Below are 17,824 nucleotides of genomic sequence, written 5' to 3' on the forward strand. Positions count from 1 at the left end.
GGGCGGGGTGGGCGGGGGGGGGGGCCGGCCGCCCGGGTGGGGGGGCGCCGCGCGGCCGGGGTGGGCCGCGCGGCGCCGCCCCTCGTACGTCACTTCTGCGGGAACAGCTTCAGGAACGGGTCCGCGGCGGCCGCCAGCCCGCGGCTGAACGGCGCGTCGAAGTCCCAGACCAGGAAGAGCAGGAAGGCGATCAGCGCGCTGAACAGGCCCGCCATCAGCATCTCCCGCCCCGAACGCCGGATCTGGAGCGTGTACATCACCCCGATGGAGATCGCGCCCCCGATGATCAGCCCGAACCACACCACACCCGGAAGCGTCGAGTCCGCCGCGTCCGAACGGGCCATCCGGGCATTGTCCGCGGCCGCCACCTGATCGACGAGGGGCTGGTAGGACTCCCGCTCGAAGTCGTCCCGGGGGTGGTAGTCCGTGACGTCGGCACGGACCTTCCCCAGCAGGTCGGCACCGTGCTGGGTGAGCTCCCCGTGCTCGGCCATCACCGACCATTCCTTGTGGACGACGTAGCTGACATAGGAGTTGACGTCCGCACGGATGGTGTCCCGTACGGGCGCCGGCCAGGCCCGGGCCCGCTCACTGACCTCGTGCAGCGCCTGCGCCTCGGCCCGCACGGTGTCCTCGGCGGTGCTCCTGGCCTCCCAGACGCCAGCGATGGCCAGGCCCAGCACGATCGCGTAGACCACCCCCACCATCATCGTCAGGTACTCGATCACATCGGGCGTCTCGGACGGGTCGTCGTCCTCGCCGATCCGGCGCTCCTTGAGGACGGTGATGGTCAGGACGACGCCGCAGACCGCGGCCATGGCGATGGTCAGAACCAGCCATTGCGACATGGAGACCTCCTACGAGGAACCGCGCCCGGCGGAACGGGACGCGGAGCGCGAACGGGGACGGAGTGCGACACCGGCCAGCACCGCCGGAGTGGTGACCAGCAGCGTCCTGGTCACCACGGAGCGCGCGTGGTGCGGTTGGGAGCGGACCGCGGAGTAGCCGAGCGGGCGCGCGGGGGTCGGGAGCGCCAGGGGTACAGCGGGCCGCGGAGTGGGCGGCGGCGGAGGCGGGGGCGTGCGGTGGACGGGCGGCGCCGGGGGCGACGGCCGGGGGGCCGGGGCGCGGGCCGGGGAGCGCCACGGGTGGGGGCGCGGCGCTGTGGTCCGCGGGGGCGGCGGGGGCGTGGGACGGGGCGGCGGCGTGGGCTTGGTGCAGGGGATGTGCCAGCCGGGCGGCACGGGGAAATCGGTGGGCAGGTGGACGGGGGGTGTGGTGCCGGCGTAGGCGCAGTTGTCGCCGGACGGCCGCTGGAGGGGCCCGGAACGGGCGGCCGCCGGTGGGGACGCGGCCAGGGCCAGGGCGGCCGCCAGCGTCGAGGCCGCGGCCAGTGCCAGGGCCGCGACCCGGGCCAGGGTGGCGAACGGGAGCCGGGCCCGGCGCCGAGCGGCACCGACGTCATTTCGGGAAGATTCGTGTATCTCGCGCACGGCGGGAGCTTGCGCAGTGCCCGGGCCGTGCAGCCTTCGACCGGCAGCGATTCGCCCGAACGGGGGAAGCGCGGGCAGGTGTGTCCGGACGCCGTGCGGGCCATCGGGACGCCGGGCGCACAGGTGAGCGTCAACCTGCCGCCACCGAACGGGACTTCCCTGACCAGGACGATTACCGGCCGGGCCGGGGGTCTGGGGCACAATTCCCGTCTGAACACGAGAAGTTGATACGAGCGGCGGCGGGGCGGTACGGACGTGTCGGTGGATTCGGCGAGCACAGTGGCCGGAAGGGGCGAGCCGGGAGGCGGCGGTACGCCCGGCGACGGCGGCGCGTGCCGGTGCGGACAGTGCCCGCACGGGGCCCGCGAGGGGCACCGACAGGCGCTCGCCGCGTTTGTCGCGCTCCGGGAGGACTTCGCCGTCGGGCGCGGGGTGCCGGCCGGGCTGGCGCACTCCGTCGGCGCCGCCCGGCAGTGGGTGTCCGACGAACTGACCCTGTCCGCCCGGCTACTGGCCGAGCGCGGCGTCGCCGAGGGCGCCTCCTGGCCGGTGGTGGTCCGCCGGCGCACCGTGGCGGCGGCGTGGGCCGGGGTGCTGGCGCTGCTGCTCGGGCAGGCGCTGACCGCCGTCGGAAGCGGCTGGACGGCGGGCCGTACGGCCACGCTGGCCGCGGCCGCCGTGCTGGCCCTCGGCGTGACGGTGACCGCCTGGCTCCATCGCGAACAGGGCGGCGCGCTGGGCCCGTTGATCGGCGAGGACCGCCGGCTGTCCACCTCCCGCGCGGTCGCCGCGGCCTGGGTGGCGGCGGTGCTCTACGCCGTCCTGACGCTGGCCGTCCAACTGGCCGTCGGGCCCGGCCCGGACGCCCGGCGGCGCCTGCTCTCCGGGCTCGGCCTGGTCCCCTCGGGCGGGTTGCTGGCCATGCTGGCCATCGGCTGCGGAGTGGCGGTGCTGGCCTACGGGATGACCGCCGGACGGGTCCGGTCCGGGCGGGTGCAGAAGATCCCGGCGGACCGGCCCCGGGCCACCGACCTACTGGCGGACGACGCCGGTCGCGGCAGCTTCACTGACGCCCAGTACGTGCTGGTCAACGCGGCCGTACTGGCCTTCGCGCTGGTGCGGCTGGCCACCGACCCGGCCCGGCTGCCGGCGCTGCCCTGGGTGTTGGTCGTCCTGGCGGCGCTCTCCGGGGTGACGTATCTGGCGGGCAAGGCCGTCGCCGGCGGTCGGCCGGTGATCCTCTCCGTCGTACGCGCCCGGGAACTGGGCGATCTCGCCGCGCCGATCCGCACCGGCGACGACATCGAGATCCGCGGCGCCGGCTTCGTCCCGCCCGGCGCGGGCACCCCGGACCGGCTGGCCCGTACGGTCGTACGGATCGGTGGGGTGCACGTGCCGGTGCCGTTGATCCCGGTGCCCGGCGGTTTCGCCAACCCGACGGACGGGGTGTTGACGGTGCCGGTGCCCGTCGACGTGGAGCCTGGTCCTGTGGAGGTCCGGGTGGTCACGGCGGCCGGGGCGGAGACGCGGGGCTATCGCATCGAGGTCCAGGACTGAGCGTGCCGGACGGGCGGCGCGAGCGGCGGCCGGGCGGCTTCGGCGGCCAATGCCCCGGGAAGGGGCGACAATTGGGGTCGATTGGGGTTGATTGGGGTCGTGACGGCCGTCGGTGCGGGCCGGGGGCGGTCCGGCGGCCGGCGGGGGGAATCTCGCGCGTCCGTGCGTACACATCTCGCCAAGCCGTGCGGGCGACGGCACAATCGTTCGCTCCCGGTGGTAACGGAGAGGCGGACGTCATGGCTCACGCACACCGCACACACCCTGTCGACGTGGGCGGTGCCCAAACCGGCGGTCTCCGGGGCGGGCTGGCGCGCCACGCACTGCTTCCGCTGCGGCTCTTCCTGGGCGGCACCTTCCTCTACGCGGGACTCCAGAAACTGACCGACCCGACCTTCCTGGCCGCCAGCGGAAAGGGATCGCTGGGCGAACTGCTGCGGCAGGTGCACGACACCGCGGCGCTGCCGCAGCTGCTGGACCTGGCCCAGCGCAGCCCGGTGGGCTTCGGTTACGCGATCGCCGGCGGGGAAGTGCTGGTCGGCATCGGCATGCTGATCGGGCTGCTGGGGCGGCTGGCGGCCTTCGGCGGCGCGCTGATCTCGCTGACGCTGTGGCTCACCGTGAGCTGGCCCGCCACCCCCTACTACTACGGCAACGACCTCGCCTACCTGATGGCCTGGACGCCGCTGGTGCTGGCCGGCGCGCCCGGCTTCTCGCTGGACGCGGCGCTGGCCAACCGCCGCGAGCGGCACGGGACGCAGCTCTACGGGTGAGCCCCGCGTGCGCGGGGCCGCCGGCCGCCCCACCCGCCGGTCAGGACGGCTGCCCGGGCGGGGCGTCCCGCTGGTGGTGGCGCCGGACGACGGCCCACACGGCGGTGGTGATCCCCGCGACCAACAGACCGGCCGGGATGGCGAAAAACAGCCAGGGGCCGGGGGCGTGCCAGAGACCGACGGCGTCGAGGCCGTAGCCGGTGCCGACGGCGAGGGCGGCGGCGCCGGTGATCAGACGGCCGGGTTCGAAGGGGTGGCGCTTCACTGGGGGGCTCCCTGGGGGGTCGGGGCCGGGGACGTGGCGGATGAGGGGACCGGAGCGGCACGCCGGACGTCGATCTGGCCGGCGCCGACCTTGAGGTGCAGTTCCAGCGTGCCGCGCGGCTGCTCGCCCTTCTTGAGGCCGTCGGCGGGCAGGGTGACCTGCCGCTCGCGGTGGCCCGCGACGATCTCCACGTCGTTGGCCGCATCGCCCGGCAGCTGGATGTCGCCCACACCGAGCGAGAGGTGGAGCGTGGCGGCGGTGCCCTGCGGCAGCGTCACCTGGAGCCGGCCGGCGCCGACGTCGGCGCCGGTGCGGACCGTGGTGCCGGGCTTCAGGGGTAGTTGGCCGAGGTCCAGCCGGCCCTCCCCGGAGCCGACCGCGTAGTGCGGCTGGACGGCGGCGATGGTAGTGGGGGCCCAGGTGCGGCGCTGCCAGTCGGCGGTGACGGTGGCGGGCAGCGCCGTCGCGCCGGCCAGCAGTGCGGCCGTCAGCACCATCATGAAGACCGTGCCGCCGCCGGTGCGCCCCAGCCAGGCGCTGAGCACCAGGCCCAGCCCGTAGACGGCCAGTGCGCATGCCAGGCCCGCCTGGAGGGACGGGGCCAGCGCGGCGTGCCGGGCGACGGCGAGCGCGGTACCGGTGCCCGCCAGGACGGCCAGCACGAACGTGCGGCCGCCTATCCCCCGGCCGACGCGGACCGGCCGGAGCGGGGCGACGGGGCGCGGGGCGGCCGCGGCGCCGGTGCCGGGGGACCAGCTGCTGCGCGGGCGGGGGCCGTCGGACACACCGTGGGTGACGGCGTAGTTGATCTCTAGCCGGGTGTCCTCCGGGCCCCAGAGGTAGCCCCGGGGGAGCAGTGCCTCGGTGCGCGGATCGCGCCACCAGGAAGGGGTGTTGGGCGCCGGGGGCGCGGTGGCCTCCGGAGGGGCGTCGGCGACCGCCTGGGCGGTGGCGGCGTCCACCGACCCCAGGCCGTCGGCCTGGGCGCGCCGGCGCTGCCGCGACCAGTAGGCGGCGCCGGCCACGGCCAGCGTCACCATGATCGCGAAGGACATCATGCTGCCCTTGCCGAGCGTGGTCAGGAACAGCGCGCAGCCGGCCAGCGCGCACAGCAGGGCCGTCAGCGCCGAGCCCTCGACGCGGCCGGACAGCAGCCGGCGGCCCTCGTTCTCCTCCTCGCCGTCGAGGGGGACGAGCAGCCACGCGAAACCGTAGAAGATCAGGCCGAGGCCGCCGATGGACAGCACGGCGAGCACGACCCGGAAGATCACCGGATCGATGTCCCACTGCCGGCCCAGGCCGCCGCAGACGCCCGCGACGACCTTGTGCCGCCGGCTGCGGCGCAGCGCGGCGTGCGGCGGGGTCGGGCCGGCGGGGTCGGAGGCCGCCGGCTCCGCGGCGGGAGGTACATCGTTCATGGAGCTATGGTGACAAGCCCGGCGGGGTCGCGGTACCGGTGAAAACCCTGGCTGATCCCTGAGATCCCCCGAGACGACCCTGAGGGCTCCCCGGTGGCTCCCCGATACCACCCCGATGCCTCCTTTGGGCCGTCGCGGAGGTCGCCACGGGGCAGCGCAGGAGTGGCATCGCGGGGCGCGAAGTGGCGCCACGAGACCCGGAAACGGGCCGCGAATGCCCCGCGCACGGTGGCCCGCGCCGGAAAAAGACTCGTCGCGGCGGTGGCCGGAGGTCTCTTTCGCCCTGCTGAAGACTATCGTTGCGCCCTGAATACGTACGGGTTTCCGGAGGGGCGAGCGGTGGCGGAAGCGGCGACGGTGGACGAGGGGCGACTGGTCGCCAGGCGGTATCGCCTGGTTGAGCGGATAGGCCAAGGCGGTATGGGCACCGTCTGGCGGGCCCGGGACGAGGTCCTCGGGCGCCAGGTGGCGGTCAAACGCCTGCACGTCTCGCCCCAACTGGACGCGGACGAACTGGCCACCCGCCACGAGCGCACCACCCGGGAGGCGCAGGCCGCCGCGCGCATCAACCACCCCAACGTCGTCAGCGTGCACGACGTCGTGGACGACGAGGGGTCGCCGTGCATCGTCATGGAGTACGTCCCCTCCGCGACGCTCGGCGACGCCATCAAGGAGGCCACCGGGTCCGGCACTTACCTCACGCCGCGGGAGGCCGCCCGGATCGGCCGCGGCATGATCGCCGCGTTGCGTGCCGCGCACTCCGCCGGCGTGCTGCACCGTGACGTCAAACCGGGCAACGTCCTGCTCGGTGAGGACGGCCGGGTGGTGCTCACCGACTTCGGGATCGCCGTCGCCACCGGTACCTCCACCCTCACCAAGACCGGCGAACTGGTCGGCTCCATCGACTACCTGGCGCCCGAGCGGGTCAAGGGATCGACTCCGGGACCCGCCTCGGACCTGTGGGCGCTGGGGGCGACGCTCTATCAGGCGGTCGAGGGGAAGCCTCCGTTCCGTAAGAACACCGCGGTGGAGACGGCGTACGCGATCGCCGTCGACCCGCTGGAGCCGCCGAGCAACGCCGGTCAGCTCACCGCGCTGATCGAGGCACTGCTCGCCAAGGAGCCGAGCGAGCGGCCCACCGCCGAGGTCGTCGAGCAGGCGCTGCGGGCCGCCGAGGCCGAGGCGGACACGGCGCTGATGGGCTGGCCCACGTTGGCCCTGGGGACGGTCAGTCGCGGTCGGCCCGCGGGGGGCGAGCCGGCCGAGGCGCCCACCAGCCCCGTGGCGCACCCCGGCGCGGCGGCGACCGCCGGCAGCGGCACTGGGACCGGCACCGGGACCGGCACCGGGACCGGCACGGAGAACGCCACCGGGACCGGGACCGGGGCCGGGGCCGGCGCACGTACGGACACCGGCGCGGCCACGGAGAGCCCCGCCGGGACCGGCGAGGCCACGGGGTCGGTGGCCGCGGCTGCCCCGGGTGCGCCCGTTCCCGAAGGCGCTGCCCCGGGTGCCCACCTGGCCGCCGACGCGGCCGAGCGGTTCGCCACCGCCACCGCCACCGGCCCGGTGGTGGTGGCGAACGGCGCGGTCCCCAGGGCGTCCACCGATGTGCGTACGGACGTGCTGACGTCCGGTCGGGCTCCTCGGAAGCGCCGCGGTCGGGTCGTGGCCTGGAGCATCGTCGGAGTCTTGGTCGCCGGGGGCGGCGGGGGTACGGCCTGGTATCTGAACCACCGCGGAGACACGTCCGCACTCGGCAATGTGGCCAACAACGACACCCCCGTCCAGCCCGAGGTGCCCCACACCAGCGCCAGTCCGCCGCCACCCACGCCCAAGGGCTACCGGCGGGTCACGGAGAAGGACCTCGGGGTGTCCTTCCCGGTGCCGTCGGGCTGGAAGCGGCAGGTCGAGGACGGCGGGCGCCAGATCGTCTACTACTCGGACCCGGATCTGGCCAGGCTGACCCTCAACGTCCTGGACTTCTCCTCGGCGGATCAGGTGCAGCACTTCAAGAGTGTCGAATCGGACGTCAAGGCCCAGTACCCCACCTACAAGCGGCTCCGCCTCCAGGACACCATCTTCCAGGGCGACCCGGCTGCCATCTGGGAGTTCTCCTTCCAGGGCCGGGCTCGTGAGTATCGCGGCATCGATCTGGGATTCGGCCGCGAGGGCGACAAGGAGTACGCCATCTATGTCTCCGCGCCGTCGGCGAACTGGTCGAAGTTCGCGGAGATCTTCTCGAACGTGAAGGACGGATTCCGCAGGGCGGATTCCAAGGGCTGAGCGAGCACCCCGCCCACCAGCTCGACGTCGACATGGAGAATGCCTTTCGCGCTCTCCGATTCCCTTTGGGGAGGGTTGGGGCTCGGGTGACCTCTGAAGAATTCGGGGCTTCGAAAGTAATTGGGTCGGTTTTGGTTCTGCCGTGATTGCTCGTCTGTGTTGATTTGTTGATGTCGCTACGGGGGTGGTGACGCCGAGTGGGCGTCGCGCTCTGCGTGGCTTGCGGTAGTGGCTCGGCGACGCTTCGGGCCCAGGGGGCGCCCAAACGCTGATTTGGCCAAGCAGCGTCGGCCTTTTCCGGCTCGACCTGAGTTCTGAAGCGACGCTATCTCTTCGGGTGGTCAGGTCGATCCGGCGGGATATCTGCCCACGATGAAGGCTGCCTTGAGGCGATGCGGATCGCGGTGCCCGCTGTCGCTGACTGTCGCTGACTCAGGGACAGCTCAGGGTCGTCCCTGATGTCCCGGACCCGACCGGCGTGTGACGATCTGAGGCATGACCACAGCGCCACCCCGCGCCGAGACGATCTACGCCCCGGCGCCGGACCCCGACGACCCGCCCGTGCGCAAGCTCTACCGCAGCGCCGAGGGGCGGCTGCTCGGTGGTGTGGCGCGCGGACTCGCCGGGCACCTCGGTCTCCCGGTCACCTGGGTGCGGATCGTCTTCGTCGCGCTCTTCATGGCCGACGGCATGGGCGCCCTGCTCTACGCCGCGTTCTGGTTCTTCGTGCCGCTGGGCGTCGGCGGCGTCGAGACCCGGCAGCCCGCGGCCGGGGAGGACCGGCGGCGACTGCTCGGCCGCAAGCCGGACAAGGGGCAGCTCCTCGCACTGATCGCGCTCCTGGTGGGGGCCTCGATCGTGGCCTCCCGTTTCCAGACGGGCCGGGCCAACGTCTATCTCTGGCCGGTGCTGCTCATCGGCGCCGGCGTCGCCCTGGTCTGGCGCCAGGCGGACAACTCCCGCCGCGCCCAGTGGCTGGAGCTCGGCCGCCGCAAGGGCCTGCTGCCGATGGTGCGCGGCGCGGCCGGGGTGCTGCTGGTCGGCGCCGGGGTCACCGCCATCGTCGTGCTCCAGGGCTCCGTGCAGAACCTCGGCTCGGTGCTCCAGGCCGCGCTCGCCGTCGTCGTCGGCATCGCCCTGCTGGCCGGCCCCTATCTCGTCCGGATCACGCAGGACCTCTCCGAGGAGCGGCTGATGCGGATCCGGGCCCAGGAGCGGGCCGAGGTCGCCGCGCACGTCCACGACTCCGTCCTGCACACCCTCACCCTGATCCAGCGCAACGCCGACGACCCCCGGGAAGTGGCCCGGCTGGCCCGTGCCCAGGAGCGCGAACTGCGCGCCTGGCTCTACAAGCCCGAGGGCCGCGGCAAGGACGAGGACGAGGAGCCGGCGACGCTCGCCGAGGCGGTGCGCGCGGCCGCCGCCGAGGTCGAGGACCATCACGGCGTCCCCATCGAGGTCGTGGTGGTCGGCGACTGCCCGCTCGACGAGCCGCTCGGTGCCCAGATGCAGGCCGCACGCGAGGCCATGGTCAACGCCGCCAAGTACGGTGGCGAGGGCGGCGCGGTACAGGTGTTCGCCGAGGTGGAGGGCCGGACGGTCTTCGTCTCGGTGCGTGACCACGGACCCGGCTTCGACCTGGACGCGGTCCCCGCGGACCGGATGGGGGTAAGGGAATCCATCATCGGCCGGATGGAGCGCAACGGCGGCACGGCCCGGCTGCGCGCCGCGCCCGACGGCGGCACGGTCGTCGAACTGGAGATGGAGCGCACCGAGGAGCGCGAGCCCACAGAGCGCCGCACCAGCGGGGAGGGGAGGCCGGAATGAGCGCGGCGACATCACCGGCCGCCCCGGAGGACGCCGGGGGCCTCCACGGGCCCGTGGGGGCACCGCGGACCGGGGCAGGGGATCATGACGAGGCAGACACCGAAGGACGGACGGACGAGATGAGCAGCGACGACGCACAGCAGGGCGAGGCCGGCGGCGAGGACCAGGGCCGCACCGTACGGGTCGTGCTGGTCGACGATCACCGGATGTTCCGGGCCGGCGTCCAGGCCGAGATCGGCCGGACCGAGCTCACCCGGGTCGAGGTGGTCGGCGAGGCCGCCGACGTCGACCAGGCGATCACGGTCATCACCGCCACCCGCCCCGAGGTCGTCCTCCTGGACGTACACCTCCCCGGGGGCGGCGGCGTCGAGGTGCTGCGCCGCAGCGCCGCGATGATGGCCGACCCCGAGCGGCCGGTGCGGTTCCTGGCGCTCTCCGTCTCCGACGCGGCCGAGGACGTCATCGGGGTCATCCGCGGCGGCGCCCGCGGCTACGTCACCAAGACGATCACCGGCACGGACCTGGTCGACGCGATCTTCCGGGTGGCCGACGGCGACGCGGTCTTCTCACCGCGGCTGGCCGGGTTCGTGCTGGACGCCTTCGCCTCGACGGACGCCCCGCCGGTGGACGAGGACATGGACCGCCTCACCCAGCGTGAGCGTGAGGTGCTCCGGCTGATCGCCCGCGGGTACGCCTACAAGGAGATCGCCAAGCAGTTGTTCATCTCCGTCAAGACGGTTGAGTCACATGTCTCGGCCGTTCTCCGCAAGCTCCAGCTCTCCAACCGCCATGAACTCACGCGGTGGGCGGCCGCGCGGCGGCTGGTCTGACCTGCGGTTTTGTCGAGAAGGGGGCGACCGGGGGCGGATGATCGGGATCCGTCCCCGATGCGGCGGGCACGGACGGGGCGCGTAAAGAAGGGCCCAAGGCGGGCAACCAGGATCGCGCGGATCGCCATCTAAGGGCCCGGAGAGGCTCGCTGCCCGAAGGCGGGGCCGGAACCACGCCCACGCCCTACGCGCATACGTCCTGGAAACGAGATCCGATGAGCCTGACGGGTACGCCCTTCTTCCTCTTCTCGATCCTGCTGTTGATCGTCGCCCTCGTGCTGCCGTTCACCCTGTGGGGTCGAGTGGCCGGACCACCTCCGCTGCGGGGGCTGGCACGGCTGCTGATGTTGTTGTTCGCGCAGGTCACCGCTATCACGGTGGTCTTCGTCATGGTCAACAACGCCAATAACCTCTACGACAGTTGGGGCGACCTGCTCGGCACCGGCAACCACATCGACCAGGCGCGGAACCTCGGCGCGGACGGCCTGGGCGGCAAGAACCTCAAGGACGAGCCCAAGGTGCTCCAGCAGTTCCGGCCGGCCGATGACCCGGTGATGGGCCCCGGCGTCCAGATGACCGATCTCAAGGGCCGGATCTCGGGCGTCAACGGCGAGGTGTACGTCTGGCTGCCGCCGCAGTACAACGACCCCGCCTATAAGCAGAAGAAGTTCCCGGTGGTCGAGCTGCTGCCCGGCTACCCCGGGTCCGCCAAGTCCTGGTTCGGATCGCTCAAGGCCAACGAGCAGCTCGGGTCGCTGATGCAGAGCGGGGCGGTCAAGCCGTTCATCCTGGTGGCGCCGCGGACCAACGTCCTGCCCAACGCCGACAGCGGGTGCGTCAACCTCCCCGGCAAGGTCAACGCCGACAGCTGGCTGACCGTCGACGTCCGTCAGATGGTGATCGACAACTTCCGGGCCGGCGACAAGCCGGACTCCTGGGGCCTGGCCGGCTACTCGGCGGGCGCCCACTGCGCCACCAAGCTGGCGCTGGCCCACCCGGACCGGTACCGCGCCGCGGTCGGCATGTCCGGCTACAACGACCCGGCCATAGAACGTGATTCGCTCGCCGGCAAGGACCCCAAGCTGCGCGTCGAGACCAACCCGCTGCACATCCTGAAGGCCGCCAACGCGGCCGGGAAGCCGCCCCGCCTCGCGCTGTACATCTCGGGCGCGAACGGCGACGGCTACCAGGCAGGGGTCGGCCTCAAGGAGATCGCCAAGAACCCGACGTCGGTGACCGTCCAGCAGATCTCGTCCGGTGCGGGCGGACACACGGTGCCGGTCTGGAAGCGCCAAGTGCCGGAGATCTTCCGGTGGTTCGGGCTGTTCCTGCGGGGGTAGGCGGCCGGGAAGCCGGCGGAGTTCATCGTTCCGGTGAATCTCCGCCGGAGTTTCCGGAAGTGGGCACAGAGCCGTGCCGGGGAGCGTTGTGCGAGTGACGGAGGTCACGTACGGCGAAACCGGGGGTGGCGGGATGTGGGTCGACAGCGGTGGGGGACTGGGGCGGCGCTTCGACGTCGAAGGGGCGCAGCTCGCCCCGGACCGGCCGGAGAGGGGCGGGCGGCCGACGCTCACCCGCCCGTTGGCCGTCACACGGCCGCCTGGTGGTCGCCGCCCGGCGCGCTTGTTGGGCAGGCGACGGGGGCTTGACGACAGTCCCTAGCCCGGGCGGGTCGCGCCCGCGAAGGGCATCCGGTCGATCGGGGCGATCTGGACGGGTGTGCCCGGATGCTGGGCGTGGATCATCTCGCCGCCGCCGATGTAGAGGCCCACGTGGCTGATGCCGGAGTAGAAGAACACCAGGTCCCCGGGGATGAGTTGGGGCCAGTCGACGCGGGCGCCTGAGGTGATCTGGGTGTAGGTGGTCCGGGGCAGCGCGACTCCGCCGGCGTGCCAGGCGGCCAGGGTCAGTCCGGAGCAGTCGTATGCGGCCGGGCCGGTCGCGCCCCAGGCGTAGGGCTTGCCCAGGGCGCTGTGGGCGAAGGCCACCGCCAGGGCGGCACGGCCGTCCGGTGCCGGGGCGGGAGGGGCAAGTACGGTGCGCGGGGCGGTCGTGGGCTTCAGCGCGCGTTCTACGGCGGCCGTGGGCTTCAGTGCCCGTTCCGGGGTGGTTGTGGGCTTCGGTGCGCGGTCCGTGGTGGTGGCGGGGGGCGGCGGGTGTTGCGCGGTGGCCGTGGCCTCCCGTGCGCGTTCCGCGGTGGCCGGGGGCTTCGGTGTGGGTTCCGGGGCGGCCGTGGGGTGGTTGCCGAGGCGGCGGACGCTGCCGAGGCGGCGGGCCCAGCCCGCCACCGCGGTCGCCTGGTGGCTGCCCGTGCGCTCCAGCACCGTGGCGCCGTCCAGGTAGCGCTGCGGGTCCGCGACGAGGAGCAGCCCGGTGCGGGTGCCGCGGGCGGTGCGGGTGTCGGCCGGCGGGGGTGCGAGCGGCGGCCGCTCTCCGGCCGTGTGGTGCGACGCCATGGCGGCCGTCACTTCCTTCCCTGCGGGGCGAATGCGACCGGCGGGGTGTGGGCCCGGTCGTCTGCAGGAGGAAGCTAAGCCCGGGGTCACGGTGTGGACCCCCCTTGCCCGGCATTGTCCGATTCCGAGCGACTGCCGCGCGGCGATGACCGGCCGGCGGCCGGGGGAGGGGCGGGAGCGGCGGGCCCTGACCGAAGCGGGCATCACGGGCGCCCTGCCGGAAAGAGCGTGCTATGGGGCGGATACGATCCAGCACTATGGACGTAGTAATCAATGTCTTCGTCGCGCTGCACATCATCGGCATCGCCTCTCTCCTGGGCGGCTTCCTGACCCAGATGAAGGCGATGAGCGCGGGTACCGCCCGCTTCGTGCCGGCCATGTTGCACGGTGCGCTGACGATGCTGGTCACCGGCATCGTGATGGTCGGCCTGAACCAGATGCAGGGCCACTCGCTCAACAACATCAAGATCGGCATCAAGATGGCCGTCCTGGTGGTGATCCTGGCGCTGGTCTACGTCAAGCGCGACGAGGAGAAGCTCGCCAAGCCGCTCTTCGGCGCGGTCGGTGGGCTCACCATGCTCAACATCTTCATCGCGGTGCTCTGGACCTGAGCACCCCGGCGGCTCGGCCCCCGGCCCCCGCCCGGCGGCCCCGGCGCCGCACCGCCGTACCAACGGCTCACCGCGCGGTCATCCCGCTCCGTACTCCGGAGGCGGAGGATGACCGCGCGGTGGCGTGTGGGGGGTGGCTGTGGGGGGTGGGTTCCGCGCGGGCGCGGGGTGCGCGCCCGCATGCCGGCTACCCGAGCCGGACGCTGCCGTAGATCGGCATGTAGTAGATCGACTCCACCCGGACGCTGGCGCCCGGGTGCGGGGCGTGGATCATCTGGCCGCCGCCGATGTACATCCCGACGTGGCTGATGTCGTTGAAGAAGAACACCAGATCGCCGGGTTGGAGATCGCTGGTGCCGACCCGGCTGCCGACCTTGACCTGGTCCCAGGTCGTGCGCGGCAGGTCGACCCCGGCCGCCTTCCACGCGGCCTGTGTCAGCCCCGAGCAGTCATAGGAGCTGGGCCCGGTCGCGCCCCAGACGTACGGCTTGCCTATTTGGGCGCGGGCGAAGGCGAGCGCCTTCTGGGCCTTGGTGGAGGACGAGCCGCTGTCGGACGTGCCGCCCCCGGAGCCCTGGCCGGAGCCGCTGCTGCTGCCGCCGCTGGGCTGCTGCTGCCGCTCCTTGCGGGCCTGTTCGGCGGCCTTGCGCTCGGCCTCGGCCTCCTTCTGGCGCTCCAGTTCGGCCAGCCGCGCCTTCTCCTGGGCGGTCAGCCGGGACAGCAGCTGGCGTGCCTCGGCCAGCTTGGTCTGAACGCTTCTCTTGTTCTCCTTCAGGGACGTCTGCGACTGCTGGAGGCTCTCCAGGCTGCTGGTGGCCTCGGCCCGCTGGCGGGAGGCGGCCGCGGCCTGCTCCTGGTAGTCGGTGATCGCCTGCTTCTGCTGCCCGGTCAACTGCTCCATCAGATGGTTGCGGTCGACGAACTGCTGCGGGTCCTTGGCGAGCATCAGCTGGGCGGTCGGGCTGATCCCGCCGCTCTGGTACTGCGCCGAGGCGAACGCGCCCAGCCGGCGCCGGGACTCGTTCATCTTGTCCGCGCGTCGGGCCGCCTCGTCGAGCAGGCGGTTCACGGTGCGCTGCTGGCCGTCCGCCTTCTCCTTGGCGGCGTTGTACTTCTGGGTGGCGACCTCGGCCTGCTGGTAGAGGCCGTCGACCTTCGCCTTGACCTCTTCGACGGTCGGCTGGGGTGCCTTCGGGGCCGCGTTCGCGGTCTGCGAGAGCAGGGTGACCGAGGCGAGGGCGGCGGTGGTGAGCCCGGTTGCCGTACGACGGCCGCCGGGCGTGGCGAGTATGGGGGTGCGCGGCTTGCGATGGGACGCCAAGGCCGGCGACTCCTTCCGTGGACCGCCTACCGGGTTAGCTGTCGGGTTCGGGCGGTCTGCTGACGGAAGGCTTGCCCTACGACTGGTGCGTCCGCCTGGCGACGGTCGCACCGGTCGATTCACCCCGGTGGTGCTGGTGGGTCCCCGGCTCCGGGTGCCTTTGAGGGCAGGACCGGACTCGGCGGGGGCGGCCCGTGCGAACGCTGTCGTCCGCGGGGACGGCGGGCTGCCCGAGCGAGACCGTAGCCAACTCGTGTGGCTTCTGTGAAGGCTGGTGTTCGATATGCCCGAAACCTTTTTGTGACCTGAATGTGAGCGGCCCCGGGTTTGCCCCAGGTCGCACAAGGAATTGCCCGATCCGGAGCGGTACCGGCCAATCCGGGACTCCGGGACCGGTTGTCAGTGCGGCGGCCTAGACTCGGTGGGCGATGAGCAGCCTCTTTGACGACAGCTTCCTGGCGGACCTCGGCCCCCCGGACGAGGAGCCCCCGCCGCCGCCCGAGGACGAGCCCGGTCCGGCCCCGGAGGAGGTCCCCGCCGACCTCTTCGGCGGGCAGTTCGACGCGCCCGCCCCCAGGGAGCCGTACTACCGCGACGGTGCCGCCCGCCCGCCCATCGACCCGGCGGCGCTCCTGGAGGGGCTCAACGACCAGCAGAAGGCCGCCGTGGCGCACAGCGGCAGCCCGCTGCTGATCGTCGCCGGCGCCGGCTCCGGCAAGACCCGGGTGCTCACCCACCGCATCGCCCACCTGCTCGCCGAGCGCCACGTCCACCCCGGCCAGATCCTCGCGATCACCTTCACCAACAAGGCCGCGGGCGAGATGAAGGAGCGCGTCGAGGACCTGGTCGGCCCGCGGGCCAACGCGATGTGGGTCTCCACCTTCCACAGCGCCTGTGTGCGGATCCTGCGCCGCGAGTCCAAGCGGCTCGGCTTCACCTCCTCCTTCTCGATCTACGACGCGGCCGACTCCAAGCGCCTGATGGCCCTGGTCTGCCGCGATCTCGATCTGGACCCCAAGCGCTTCCCGCCCAAGTCCTTCAGCGCGAAGGTCTCCAACCTCAAGAACGAGCTCATCGACGAGGAGAGCTTCGCGGGCACGGCGGCCGACGGTTTTGAGAAGACCCTGGCCCAGGCGTATGCGATGTACCAGTCGCGGCTGCGCGAGGCCAACGCCCTGGACTTCGACGACATCATCATGACGACGGTCCACCTGCTCCAGGCGTTCCCGGACGTCGCCGAGCACTACCGCCGCCGCTTCCGCCACGTCCTCGTCGACGAGTACCAGGACACCAACCACGCCCAGTACACCCTCGTCCGCGAACTGGTCGGCCCGGGCACGCCCGAGACGCCCGCCGCCGAGCTGTGCGTGGTCGGTGACGCCGACCAGTCGATCTACGCCTTCCGCGGCGCCACGATCCGCAACATCCTCCAGTTCGAGGAGGACTACCCGGACGCCACCACGATCCTGCTGGAGCAGAACTACCGCTCCTCGCAGACGATCCTCTCCGCCGCCAACGCCGTCATCGAGCGCAACGAGAACCGCCGCCCCAAGAACCTCTGGACGGACGCCGGCGCCGGCCCGAAGATCACCGGCTATGTGGCCGACACCGAGCACGACGAGGCCCAGTTCGTCGCCGACGAGATCGACCGGCTCACCGACGCCCGCGACGCCAAGGCCGGCGACGTCGCGGTCTTCTACCGCACCAACGCCCAGTCCCGGGTCTTCGAGGAGATCTTCATCCGGGTCGGACTGCCCTACAAGGTCGTCGGCGGCGTGCGCTTCTACGAGCGCAAGGAGGTCCGCGACATCCTCGCCTACCTCCGGGTGCTGGCCAACCCCGAGGACGCCGTCCCGCTGCGCCGGATCCTCAACGTCCCCAAGCGCGGTATCGGCGACCGCGCCGAGGCGATGATCGAGGCCCTGGCGCTGCGCGAGAAGATCACTTTCCCGCAGGCGCTGCGCCGGGTCGACGAGGCATACGGCATGGCCGCCCGCTCCGCCAACGCCGTCAAGCGGTTCAACACCCTGATGGAGGAGCTGCGCACGATCGTGGAGTCCGGGGCCGGCCCCGCCACGGTCCTGGAAGCGGTGCTGGAGCGCACCGGCTACCTCGCCGAACTCCAGGCGTCCACCGACCCCCAGGACGAGACCCGGATCGAGAACCTCCAGGAACTCGCCTCGGTGGCCCTGGAGTTCGAGCAGGAGCGCGGCGAGGGCGCAGCGCCGGCGGCCGACGCCGAGGCGACCGACGTCGATGCGGCCGCCGCCCCGAGCCCCGGCACGCTCGCCGAGTTCCTGGAGCAGGTCGCCCTGGTCGCCGACTCCGACCAGATCCCGGACGAGGACGAGGAGGGCGCCGGCGTCATCACCCTGATGACCCTGCACACCGCCAAGGGCCTGGAGTTCCCGGTGGTCTTCCTGACCGGCATGGAGGACGGCGTCTTCCCGCACATGCGGGCGCTCGGCCAGACCAAGGAGCTGGAGGAGGAGCGTCGGCTCGCCTACGTCGGCATCACCCGCGCCCGTGAGCGGCTCTACGTCACCCGCTCGACGATGCGCAGCGCCTGGGGCCAGCCCTCGTACAACCCGGCCTCGCGCTTCCTGGAAGAGATCCCCGACGAGTACGTGCAGTGGAAGCGCACGGGTCCCGCGACGCCGTCCGCGTCCATGGGCGGGCTGTCGTCGGGCGGTTCCTCGGGCGGGGGAGGCTTCGGCGGCGGCATCGGGGCGTCACTGTCGTCGGCCCGGTCCAAGGGGCCGAGCGGCTTCGCGACCCGCCGCGCCGCGGACCGCCCGGTGGTCTCGCTGGCCGTCGGCGACCGCGTCACCCACGACAGCTTCGGGCTCGGCACGGTCGTCGGCGTCAAGGGCAGCGGGGACAACGCCGAGGCGACCATCGACTTCGGAGGCGAGAAGCCCAAGCGGCTGCTGCTGCGGTACGCGCCGGTGGAGAAGCTCTAGGGCCTCTGGAAGCCCCGGGGAAGC

Annotated in this window: 14 protein-coding genes and 1 riboswitch; of the genes, 8 read left to right on the top strand and 6 right to left on the bottom strand. The window is 72.6% G+C overall.

What is annotated here, in order from left to right:
• Positions 1 to 89: 89 nt before the first annotated feature.
• Positions 90 to 848, bottom strand: a complete 759-nt coding sequence (locus tag ACFVT2_RS32100; protein WP_390023595.1) for a hypothetical protein — start codon at positions 846 to 848, stop codon at positions 90 to 92.
• Positions 849 to 857: 9 nt separating this feature from the next.
• Complete coding sequence (locus tag ACFVT2_RS32105) at positions 858 to 1,493, bottom strand: hypothetical protein (protein ID WP_390023597.1); 636 nt, start codon at positions 1,491 to 1,493, stop codon at positions 858 to 860.
• A 279-nt stretch (positions 1,494 to 1,772) separates the two neighbouring features.
• Here ACFVT2_RS32105 and ACFVT2_RS32110 point away from each other — a divergent pair, with 279 nt between their 5' ends.
• Both ACFVT2_RS32110 and ACFVT2_RS32115 read left to right on the top strand, forming a co-directional pair.
• Positions 1,773 to 3,050, top strand: coding sequence for a hypothetical protein (locus tag ACFVT2_RS32110; RefSeq protein ID WP_390023680.1), 1,278 nt, complete (start codon positions 1,773 to 1,775; stop codon positions 3,048 to 3,050).
• Between the two features lie 239 nt (positions 3,051 to 3,289).
• On the top strand, positions 3,290 to 3,823 hold the full coding sequence (locus tag ACFVT2_RS32115) for a DoxX family protein (RefSeq protein WP_390023599.1): 534 nt from the start codon (positions 3,290 to 3,292) through the stop codon (positions 3,821 to 3,823).
• Positions 3,824 to 3,863: 40 nt separating this feature from the next.
• Here the strand turns inward: ACFVT2_RS32115 and ACFVT2_RS32120 are convergent, their stop codons facing one another.
• Positions 3,864 to 4,088 (bottom strand): hypothetical protein, encoded by a 225-nt coding sequence (locus ACFVT2_RS32120; protein WP_390023601.1) that lies wholly within the window; start codon positions 4,086 to 4,088, stop codon positions 3,864 to 3,866.
• The gene (locus ACFVT2_RS32125; protein WP_390023603.1) at positions 4,085 to 5,506 is read right to left on the bottom strand and encodes a PspC domain-containing protein; all 1,422 of its coding nucleotides are present in this window, start codon (positions 5,504 to 5,506) and stop codon (positions 4,085 to 4,087) included. Before ACFVT2_RS32125 ends, ACFVT2_RS32120 begins: the two co-directional genes overlap by 4 nt.
• Positions 5,507 to 5,926: 420 nt before the next feature.
• Here ACFVT2_RS32125 and ACFVT2_RS32130 point away from each other — a divergent pair, with 420 nt between their 5' ends.
• From ACFVT2_RS32130 to ACFVT2_RS32145, 4 genes are all read left to right on the top strand, one after another.
• Positions 5,927 to 7,792: a serine/threonine-protein kinase gene (locus ACFVT2_RS32130; RefSeq protein WP_390023682.1), complete on the top strand. Its 1,866-nt coding sequence runs from the start codon at positions 5,927 to 5,929 to the stop codon at positions 7,790 to 7,792.
• A 495-nt stretch (positions 7,793 to 8,287) separates the two neighbouring features.
• A complete protein-coding gene (locus tag ACFVT2_RS32135; RefSeq protein WP_390023605.1) occupies positions 8,288 to 9,619 on the top strand; it encodes a PspC domain-containing protein in 1,332 nt (443 codons plus the stop codon).
• A gap of 119 nt (positions 9,620 to 9,738) precedes the next feature.
• A complete protein-coding gene (locus ACFVT2_RS32140) occupies positions 9,739 to 10,449 on the top strand; it encodes a LuxR C-terminal-related transcriptional regulator (RefSeq protein ID WP_390023607.1) in 711 nt (236 codons plus the stop codon).
• 215 nt (positions 10,450 to 10,664) lie between these two features.
• Positions 10,665 to 11,789 (top strand): alpha/beta hydrolase, encoded by a 1,125-nt coding sequence (locus ACFVT2_RS32145; RefSeq protein ID WP_390023609.1) that lies wholly within the window; start codon positions 10,665 to 10,667, stop codon positions 11,787 to 11,789.
• A 318-nt stretch (positions 11,790 to 12,107) separates the two neighbouring features.
• On the opposite strand, the gene ACFVT2_RS32150 is transcribed toward ACFVT2_RS32145, so the two are convergent.
• Positions 12,108 to 12,905, bottom strand: coding sequence for a C40 family peptidase (locus ACFVT2_RS32150; protein ID WP_390023611.1), 798 nt, complete (start codon positions 12,903 to 12,905; stop codon positions 12,108 to 12,110).
• Between the two features lie 257 nt (positions 12,906 to 13,162).
• On the opposite strand from ACFVT2_RS32150, the gene ACFVT2_RS32155 reads away from it, so the two are divergent.
• A complete protein-coding gene (locus ACFVT2_RS32155; protein WP_390023613.1) occupies positions 13,163 to 13,516 on the top strand; it encodes a hypothetical protein in 354 nt (117 codons plus the stop codon).
• A gap of 187 nt (positions 13,517 to 13,703) precedes the next feature.
• Here the strand turns inward: ACFVT2_RS32155 and ACFVT2_RS32160 are convergent, their stop codons facing one another.
• Positions 13,704 to 14,837, bottom strand: coding sequence for an NlpC/P60 family protein (locus ACFVT2_RS32160; protein ID WP_390023615.1), 1,134 nt, complete (start codon positions 14,835 to 14,837; stop codon positions 13,704 to 13,706).
• A 7-nt stretch (positions 14,838 to 14,844) separates the two neighbouring features.
• Positions 14,845 to 15,031: riboswitch (cyclic di-AMP (ydaO/yuaA leader) on the bottom strand.
• Positions 15,032 to 15,265: 234 nt separating this feature from the next.
• On the opposite strand from ACFVT2_RS32160, the gene pcrA reads away from it, so the two are divergent.
• A complete protein-coding gene (pcrA, locus tag ACFVT2_RS32165; protein WP_390023617.1) occupies positions 15,266 to 17,800 on the top strand; it encodes a DNA helicase PcrA in 2,535 nt (844 codons plus the stop codon).
• The last annotated feature ends 24 nt before the right edge of the window (positions 17,801 to 17,824 follow it).

Source organism: Streptomyces sp. NPDC058000, from assembly GCF_042886435.1.
Lineage (GTDB): Bacteria > Actinomycetota > Actinomycetes > Streptomycetales > Streptomycetaceae > Streptomyces.

What these genes read in the sequence shown, in the direction of transcription:
- ACFVT2_RS32100 (WP_390023595.1), bottom strand. Translation starts at nt 848, where the DNA reads ATGTCGCAATGGCTGGTTCTGACCATCGCCATGGCCGCGGTCTGCGGC.
- ACFVT2_RS32115 (WP_390023599.1), top strand. Translation starts at nt 3,290, where the DNA reads ATGGCTCACGCACACCGCACACACCCTGTCGACGTGGGCGGTGCCCAA.
- ACFVT2_RS32125 (WP_390023603.1), bottom strand. Translation starts at nt 5,506, where the DNA reads ATGAACGATGTACCTCCCGCCGCGGAGCCGGCGGCCTCCGACCCCGCC.
- ACFVT2_RS32130 (WP_390023682.1), top strand. Translation starts at nt 5,927, where the DNA reads ATGGGCACCGTCTGGCGGGCCCGGGACGAGGTCCTCGGGCGCCAGGTG.
- ACFVT2_RS32135 (WP_390023605.1), top strand. Translation starts at nt 8,288, where the DNA reads ATGACCACAGCGCCACCCCGCGCCGAGACGATCTACGCCCCGGCGCCG.
- ACFVT2_RS32140 (WP_390023607.1), top strand. Translation starts at nt 9,739, where the DNA reads ATGAGCAGCGACGACGCACAGCAGGGCGAGGCCGGCGGCGAGGACCAG.
- ACFVT2_RS32145 (WP_390023609.1), top strand. Translation starts at nt 10,665, where the DNA reads ATGAGCCTGACGGGTACGCCCTTCTTCCTCTTCTCGATCCTGCTGTTG.
- ACFVT2_RS32150 (WP_390023611.1), bottom strand. Translation starts at nt 12,905, where the DNA reads ATGGCGTCGCACCACACGGCCGGAGAGCGGCCGCCGCTCGCACCCCCG.
- ACFVT2_RS32155 (WP_390023613.1), top strand. Translation starts at nt 13,163, where the DNA reads ATGGACGTAGTAATCAATGTCTTCGTCGCGCTGCACATCATCGGCATC.
- pcrA (WP_390023617.1), top strand. Translation starts at nt 15,266, where the DNA reads ATGAGCAGCCTCTTTGACGACAGCTTCCTGGCGGACCTCGGCCCCCCG.